Origin of the sequence: Pseudoalteromonas sp. 78C3 (assembly GCF_002836695.1) — a bacterium.
GTDB classification, from domain to species: Bacteria; Pseudomonadota; Gammaproteobacteria; order Enterobacterales; family Alteromonadaceae; genus Pseudoalteromonas; species Pseudoalteromonas arctica.
On record NZ_PJAV01000004.1, the window covers coordinates 1 to 6,807 of the forward strand.

The window sequence follows — 6,807 nt, forward strand, 5'->3', positions numbered from 1 at the left end:
TGAAATATATATATAAATAAAGTTGGCCTAAAGCTCGCATTAGTTAAAGTGTCTTTAATCAAAAGGAGAAAGATTATGAAAACATTTAACAAATCTATTATCGCGGCTTTAGTTCTTGGTACTACGGCTATGGGTGCCCAAGCAAACAGCTGGGAAAACGAAAGTAAAGATGCTTGGATTGATGGTAAGGCAGAAACAGTTCTACTTATGAACACTAATCTAAACAACTTTGACATTAACACTGATGTAAAAAATGGCAAGGTAGTACTTACAGGTAAAGTTAATAGCGAGCTTGATAAAGAGCTAGCAGAAGAACTTGTACTTAGCCTAGATGGCGTATCTGATGTTGAAAACAGCCTTACCGTTGTTAAAAGCATGGACACAAAAGATAGAAGCAAAGACATGATGGACGATGATGATAACGACTTAACGGACGCTAAAATCACCACTGTAATCACAACTCGCTTCCTGTTTGATTCAGAAGTTGGTGGTACAGACATCGATGTTGATACCGACAATGGTATTGTAACTCTGAACGGTTCAGTAGAGTCTGAAGCTGAAAAACAACTAGCAGTTAAAATTGCTAAAAATGCTGAAGATGTTCGTGACGTAGTTGATAAACTAGCTATTGTTGCTGAATAATACAGTATAGTTAAGGCCCACTAACACTGGGCTTTACGTCTTTTTAATGCTTAATTTAAATGGAGTTTAGTCATGGATATTATTCGTATAATACTTTCGGTTTTATTACCGCCATTAGGTGTGTTTTTGCAAGTTGGCTTAGGTATGCATTTTTGGTTAAATATTTTATTAACACTGCTAGGTTATTTCCCAGGGTTAATACATGCAATCTACATTATTGCGAAAAAATAATGACAGATTATATATTGTGTAAGCCGACTACTGAGGTTTAGCTAAATAAAAACTTCAGTACTGATCGGCTCACAATATCAGTTTTTAAAGTAAATATTTTTTATCAAAATCTAATTTTTAATTGACTCAAACTAAGTGATTTATTTCTTGTAACTCACTCCCAACATTCCCTCAGCCACACCTATCGTTTACTTCAATTAAGCTTTCTAACTAACAGCAGTGTTCTGATTCTGTATTGATGCCATTTAGGAAGTCTTTAACATTAGTTTGTTTATATATCTACAATACGCGATTAATTACTCTATTATTAAGTGGCAATATTACCATCACTTCTAGTGTTATCATTAAACCAAGTTTTTACGCATATTGAGGTAGCTAATTGAATATTCGACTTATACTGTCAGGCGTTGTGTCATTCGTTTTTTATTTTAGTTGGGCCTACTGGGCAAATAGTTCGGCAGATATTGCTAAATCTGTCACGTTTCAAGCTGCATTAGTACAAGGTTTGTATAGTGGATTTGTAACGCTGTTTTTTACTTTTATTTTAGAAAAGGTCGTCAACAAGTATAAGTCTAGTTATGTAACGCTTGCGTTTGTAACTCCAATTATTTGTATGTTTCATTCTAAAACACCACAAAACGTAGCAATACGACAAAGCTTCAATAATGCAATTAACTCTAGCGCCTCGTATTTAGGTAACAAAAAAATAGCAGGTGTACTTTTTGCGCCTATTATTCCGATTACTGTTCAATCGAGCTTAGTGATTATGGTGAATGTAATTAATCAGACACCTAATTTGGCACTTACAGTAGCCCCAAGCATATTTTTTACAGCCTTGTATGCCTACACATATATGTTAGCTTTACTTAAAAAAGTAGAGCGTTAAATATAAAAGACTACATGTGGGGGGAAGGTTTTTATAATTTAATGCAGAAAATATCATGGGAAATATCTTACATTTTATGCTTATACCCACCTAAAAGATTACTATTTAAGCAGTTAGCTTACTGATTGTTAAAATAAAGGTGTTTGGTAGTGACAAGCACCTAAAAAGTTTTTATACTGCAACCCGCTTTAGTCGCTCTGTGACTGAACGCTTCAAAAATTAACTGCCTAGCAGTTATATAAAAGTTGGCCCCTTAGCTCAGTTGGTTAGAGCACACGACTCATAATCGTTAGGTCCCCAGTTCGAGTCTGGGAGGGGCCACCACTTTTACAAGCTTTCCAAGTAAATACCTACCAACCGAAATTACCCTGTGCTACCTCTGTGCTACTTTGATTATATACTAAGCGTAATTTTTTCAGCAAGCTCTGTTAGCTAGATGAAAATATTTAAGACTTTGTATTATGTATATCGTTGTAAACTTTAGAATTACATGTACTATAAATTAAGTTAAATTTTTTATTTAAGGCAATTGATGAACAGGAAAGTTCCACTTTTAACTTTAGTACTTCTTTTTATAGTTACTTTTCTTTCAGCAGCCTCAGCTGAAACTGTGTTACAAAAAGATGTTTCAGAAATTGAATCTACCGAAAAATTCCATATTTATGATTCTTTACGAGATAAGTACGAGGATAGAGCGAAACGTGACGGCGATTTTGTTCTATTATCGTTAAAGATAGAAAATCAAAGAACTGAGAATGAACGTGATTTGACTAATCTACAAAAAACCATAAATAACCAAAAAGATGAAATTCATAGTTTAAAATTACTCATACTTAATATAAAAAATGATGAAAAAGTGAGTTTTGCTGAATGGAGTGGGATTTTATTAGCTTCAGTTGCAATTATACTCACAGTTTTAGGTTTAGTTATTGCTGTCTTTTCATTTTTCGGCTACAAAAAAATGATTAATAGTGCAGAAGAGACTGCCAGAATTAAAGCTGAAGAAATAATTCTTAGTAAAATACATGAAACAACAGAGTCAGAGTTAATAAAGCTTTTTGAAGGCAATAAACTCGACCAAGTTCTTACAAATGCAGCGGCAAAAGTTATTTATAGAGGCATTGGAAGACCAAGTGATTCATACCTGAATTCAAATGAAGAAGAGACTGATAACTTATGAGTTTTTCATCAGAATGGTACAGTTTAGAAACAGAACAACAATCTTTAATTAGAAGCTTTCAAGGTAGTCTCCCTATACCTATCGGAGCAATTGCTAGATCTCTAGGAATAAACGTTAAACTTTCTACATTGAGCGCAGGTATTTCTGGTGAAATTAGAGAAGTTGAAAATATTTGTACTATTAAAATTAATAGGCATGATGTAAAAGCACGGCAACGTTTTACTCTTGCCCATGAGATTGCTCACTTTCTATTACATAGGGATAGACTTCGAAATGGCATTGTGGATGATGTGCTCTATCGATCTAGTTTATCCAACGCTTTAGAAGCTGAAGCTAACCGCTTAGCTGCTGATATTATAATGCCGTGGCACTTAATGAAAGAAGCTGAGCAGAAGTACAATGCCCTTTCTTCTGAGGTAAAGTTTGAAACTATTGCTGAAGAATCTGAGCTTTCGACTACTGCTATTAAAATTCGTTTTGGCAAGTTATAGGGGTTCATTTGTTTAATTCTACAGGCTTCAGATATAAATATATTCCAATGCTATCCTTGGCTGTTTCTGAAATGGAGGCAATCGAAGAGCTTCCTGAAAAAGATAAGGAGCTAATACTTCCACTTGTCCCTCTTAGAGGGTGGGTTGCTTCAAATGATCTAGTTAAGTCTATTTGTAGGATAGAAAAAGCTATTGGAGATAGATCTTGGATAGCGGATATTGATAGTTCATTCTTAAGTGATAATAAGCATTATCAGCTTACAGGCAAGTATCCACGTCCAGTATTCTATGATATTGAAAAGTTACTGAATCCAGAACAAGGCTACGAAAATTGGTTTGTATATTTACGTGATATTGCTTTGAATGCAATCCCATGCCTGCAACTGTCTGATTTAGGTCAGTTAGCTGAGCAGGTGACAAAGTTAAAATCTTTGAAAAGAGGGGTGGTACTAAATATAAAAATGGATGAAGTCGGTGTTACAACACTTAACTTTATCGCGGACACACTTTTTAATATAGAAGTGAAAGAGCTCCTTATAATTTGTGACTATGGTGACATATCAAGAATTAACTTATCTTACTACCAGCAATACATGTCTCTTTTGGAACAACTGAAAGTTAAACTTCCTACAGCCTTATTTTCAATTTCAAGTACATCGTTTCCGTATAGCTTTTCTGATTCCTATAGAGGAGAACGACCTATTTACGAAAGACTGGTATTTAATAAGATAAGGAACGAAAATGATCGAATACGGCTTATTTATTCTGATCGTGCTAGTACTCGTGCTAAAAGAATGAAAGGGGGTGGGGGAATACCACCTCCAAGAGTTGACTACCCTTTAAAAGATGATTGGAGATATATCCGAAAGGAGTTTTTAGATGCAAAGAATGCAACGAAAGAAGAAAAGATAAAGTTATATCAGGAAGCTGCAATGGAGGTTATTAAAAGTGACTACTGGGAGGCTTCTTTGAAACTTTGGGGAACCCAATTAATCGAAAGGTCGGCAAAGGGGGATTCTTTTGGGATTACTTCAGCGAGTAAAGCAACGGCTGTGAGGATCAATATTCATTTATATAAACAGCTGCATTATGATGATGTTTTAGATGATTTAGACACTGATGATGAATGGGTAGACTAAGCTCCAATCAATATATTAGGCTGTTTCCTATACTCGAATAGTTAATTAATATGAATTTCTATGTAAGTAATTTTGTAATTAATGGATCATTATTTTTAATTAACCAACTTATAGGCTTTTCTGATTTAATTTTTATAGGAGGAGCTGTATACCTACTTAATGCTGTTAAATCATTGACTTCTGCTTGTTCTGAACCTATTTTTTTGAAAAATAAAGCGCTAGTCATACAAAACCTTTTATAAAGCGATTCATGAGTTGCAACTCTAAATTTAGATATAGGGAGCTTATTAGCTTTACATAAAAGATCTTCTCGTGAAAAAATGTTGTTTTTAGAGCCCGAGACTAACTTCCTAAAATCTTCGAGTGTCATAAGTTGTGATAATTTTTCATAGTTACGTATAAAGCTTAATTTCCCTCTCCTGTGTATTTTAAATTTATTATCACTAAACTCCCAAATACCAACATTGTCTTGAGCTGTATTTTTTACTTTTTCTATGTGCTTTTTAGCTGCAACAACAATCACTTTATCAAAGTATTCTGAATACTTTTTAAGTTGACCATCCAGTCTTGATAAATTGTCACTTTCACTTTTAACTTCGAAGGCGATTAACTTTCCTCTGATAAGAACTACTAAATCAACTCTCCTCGCAAAATAATCTATAGTGAATTCATTAATAACTAATGAATGATCCCCTAAATCGCCTACATCCCTTAATTTATTAATTATAGCGATTTTTATATCGGGCTCTAAAAAACGATTGTTGTTCACTATGAATACCTCTAAAAACTTATAGCATGCATTATACAAAGAGGGTTTGAAAACAGCTAGTTCTACCTTAAGTAAACTTCTGTAATTTCAGATCTGAAGTGGCCCAGCTCTTGCGACACTGTTTCAAGAGCTATAACTCTACTTAGTCCCAGTTTTTTTAGCTCATCCATTCTTTCTTGCGCGTAGCTATGTCTAAGGCCATGAGCACCATTAGAAAAAAATAGAGCGCGATTAGATGCTTTTGAAAATGAGCATGACCATTTATGGCCTCCACCAATATCATAGCGTTGTAAATAGTTAATTTCCCTATCACGCACTGTTACAGGCTGCGCTAAACGCCTTTTTTCTAGCTGGGATGCCAATGCGTTAGGTATTAATACATCGCGGACAAGGCCGCCTTTACCTTTCACAGTATAAATACAACCTTCTCGACCGAGCCATTTACTATCAAGGGTTGGGCGGCTATCGGCTTTACGCTCTGATACTTTGGCAATTGTTAAAAGCTCATGTGCTCTTAATCCTGCGGCATAAGCAATTTCTGTTGATAGGCTATGCATATTAGTTTGATGTTCACTAACAGCATGTGCTTGAGCTGAGGTATAGGCGCGAGATTTTTCAATTTTATCTTTTTCGGACTTTATTACTGTCAGCGTTTCTTTTGTGCTTAGTTTGCCGTTGAGTTTAAACATAGCTTGAATTGCTTGCCGTTCCATATCCAGTGTTTTTTGGCCTGCAAACTCACTGCGGTAATCAAGATATTTATAAGCATCTTGAAGGCTCATACCCTGTACACCATTAATTCCAATATCTTTTGACCACCGAGCTATTTTTATAAGTGCAGTTTTATAATTACGAGCAGTGCCAAGCGATTTAATAATTTTGTGCTTGTATAAGTTTTTAGCTAGCTTCTCCGCTTGCGCTTCAGGCTTTGCGAACTTAGGCATTTTTATCAATCCATCGTTTTACAGTACTCCAGTGTGTTTTCACTCCTTTGCGTAAAAGCCAACGTTGTAAACAAGCAATACTTGTTGCTTCTTTATGAAGCGCCAGTAGTTTGTATTTATGAATATCGAGCTTTGATGGCTTGAATCGTTTTTTACTAATTAGCTTTTTTTCGTTTTTCAGGCGCAATGCTTCAGCCTTAGCATTAAAGGACATAGTAACTCTCCAAGGGATTTGTAAGATAGACTGGCTATTATAAAGCTCAGCGGCTAACGCCTATTCGCCCCTGTTCAACGCATAGCGTTTGGCTCGGACTGATCTCGCCATTAATTATTTTTGATACGTAAAAGCATCAATATGATTTTCACAGTGAAGTGAAACTTGTAAACCTCGTTACTACGTTTTGAAGGCAGCTGAACAGCGCCTGTATTTTTCTTTGCTCGTTAAGAGCTAAACTAGCTTCTAGATTAGCACTTTTTCAAACCATTTCAATCTGCAAATAAAAGTATGCGTATAACACCTTATAT

The 6,807-nt window shown here is 35.1% G+C and carries 9 protein-coding genes and 1 tRNA gene; 7 read left to right on the forward strand and 3 right to left on the reverse strand.

Annotated elements, in window-relative coordinates; genetic code table 11:
• The first annotated feature begins 75 nt into the window (after window positions 1-75).
• The 7 genes from CXF76_RS00080 (at window position 76) to CXF76_RS00110 (ending at window position 4,569) form a co-directional block, all read left to right on the forward strand.
• On the forward strand, window positions 76-642 hold the full coding sequence (locus tag CXF76_RS00080) for a BON domain-containing protein (RefSeq protein WP_101162740.1): 567 nt from the start codon (window positions 76-78) through the stop codon (window positions 640-642).
• A gap of 72 nt (window positions 643-714) precedes the next feature.
• The gene (locus CXF76_RS00085) at window positions 715-873 is read left to right on the forward strand and encodes a YqaE/Pmp3 family membrane protein (protein ID WP_002957822.1); all 159 of its coding nucleotides are present in this window, start codon (window positions 715-717) and stop codon (window positions 871-873) included.
• A gap of 379 nt (window positions 874-1,252) precedes the next feature.
• Window positions 1,253-1,759 (forward strand): hypothetical protein, encoded by a 507-nt coding sequence (locus tag CXF76_RS00090; protein ID WP_101162741.1) that lies wholly within the window; start codon window positions 1,253-1,255, stop codon window positions 1,757-1,759.
• Between the two features lie 247 nt (window positions 1,760-2,006).
• Window positions 2,007-2,083 (forward strand) — tRNA-Ile (locus tag CXF76_RS00095).
• A 208-nt stretch (window positions 2,084-2,291) separates the two neighbouring features.
• A complete protein-coding gene (locus CXF76_RS00100) occupies window positions 2,292-2,939 on the forward strand; it encodes a hypothetical protein (RefSeq protein ID WP_101162742.1) in 648 nt (215 codons plus the stop codon).
• Window positions 2,936-3,430, forward strand: a complete 495-nt coding sequence (locus CXF76_RS00105) for an ImmA/IrrE family metallo-endopeptidase (protein ID WP_101162743.1) — start codon at window positions 2,936-2,938, stop codon at window positions 3,428-3,430. Before CXF76_RS00100 ends, CXF76_RS00105 begins: the two co-directional genes overlap by 4 nt.
• 8 nt (window positions 3,431-3,438) lie before the next feature.
• Window positions 3,439-4,569, forward strand: coding sequence for a beta family protein (locus tag CXF76_RS00110; RefSeq protein WP_232785068.1), 1,131 nt, complete (start codon window positions 3,439-3,441; stop codon window positions 4,567-4,569).
• 58 nt (window positions 4,570-4,627) lie between these two features.
• Here CXF76_RS00110 and CXF76_RS00115 read toward each other — a convergent pair whose 3' ends face one another.
• From CXF76_RS00115 to CXF76_RS00125, 3 genes are all read right to left on the reverse strand, one after another.
• Window positions 4,628-5,338, reverse strand: coding sequence for a sce7726 family protein (locus tag CXF76_RS00115; RefSeq protein WP_101162744.1), 711 nt, complete (start codon window positions 5,336-5,338; stop codon window positions 4,628-4,630).
• A 62-nt stretch (window positions 5,339-5,400) separates the two neighbouring features.
• Window positions 5,401-6,282 (reverse strand): site-specific integrase, encoded by an 882-nt coding sequence (locus CXF76_RS00120; RefSeq protein WP_101162745.1) that lies wholly within the window; start codon window positions 6,280-6,282, stop codon window positions 5,401-5,403.
• A complete protein-coding gene (locus tag CXF76_RS00125; protein WP_101162746.1) occupies window positions 6,275-6,496 on the reverse strand; it encodes a hypothetical protein in 222 nt (73 codons plus the stop codon). The genes CXF76_RS00120 and CXF76_RS00125 overlap by 8 nt, the downstream gene beginning before the upstream one ends.
• Between the last annotated feature and the right edge of the window lie 311 nt (window positions 6,497-6,807).

Excerpts from the sequence above, each read along its gene's own strand:
- CXF76_RS00125 (WP_101162746.1), bottom strand. The coding sequence starts at position 6,496 with ATGTCCTTTAATGCTAAGGCTGAAGCATTGCGCCTGAAAAACGAAAAA.
- CXF76_RS00080 (WP_101162740.1), top strand. The coding sequence starts at position 76 with ATGAAAACATTTAACAAATCTATTATCGCGGCTTTAGTTCTTGGTACT.
- CXF76_RS00120 (WP_101162745.1), bottom strand. The coding sequence starts at position 6,282 with ATGCCTAAGTTCGCAAAGCCTGAAGCGCAAGCGGAGAAGCTAGCTAAA.
- CXF76_RS00085 (WP_002957822.1), top strand. The coding sequence starts at position 715 with ATGGATATTATTCGTATAATACTTTCGGTTTTATTACCGCCATTAGGT.
- CXF76_RS00105 (WP_101162743.1), top strand. The coding sequence starts at position 2,936 with ATGAGTTTTTCATCAGAATGGTACAGTTTAGAAACAGAACAACAATCT.
- CXF76_RS00100 (WP_101162742.1), top strand. The coding sequence starts at position 2,292 with ATGAACAGGAAAGTTCCACTTTTAACTTTAGTACTTCTTTTTATAGTT.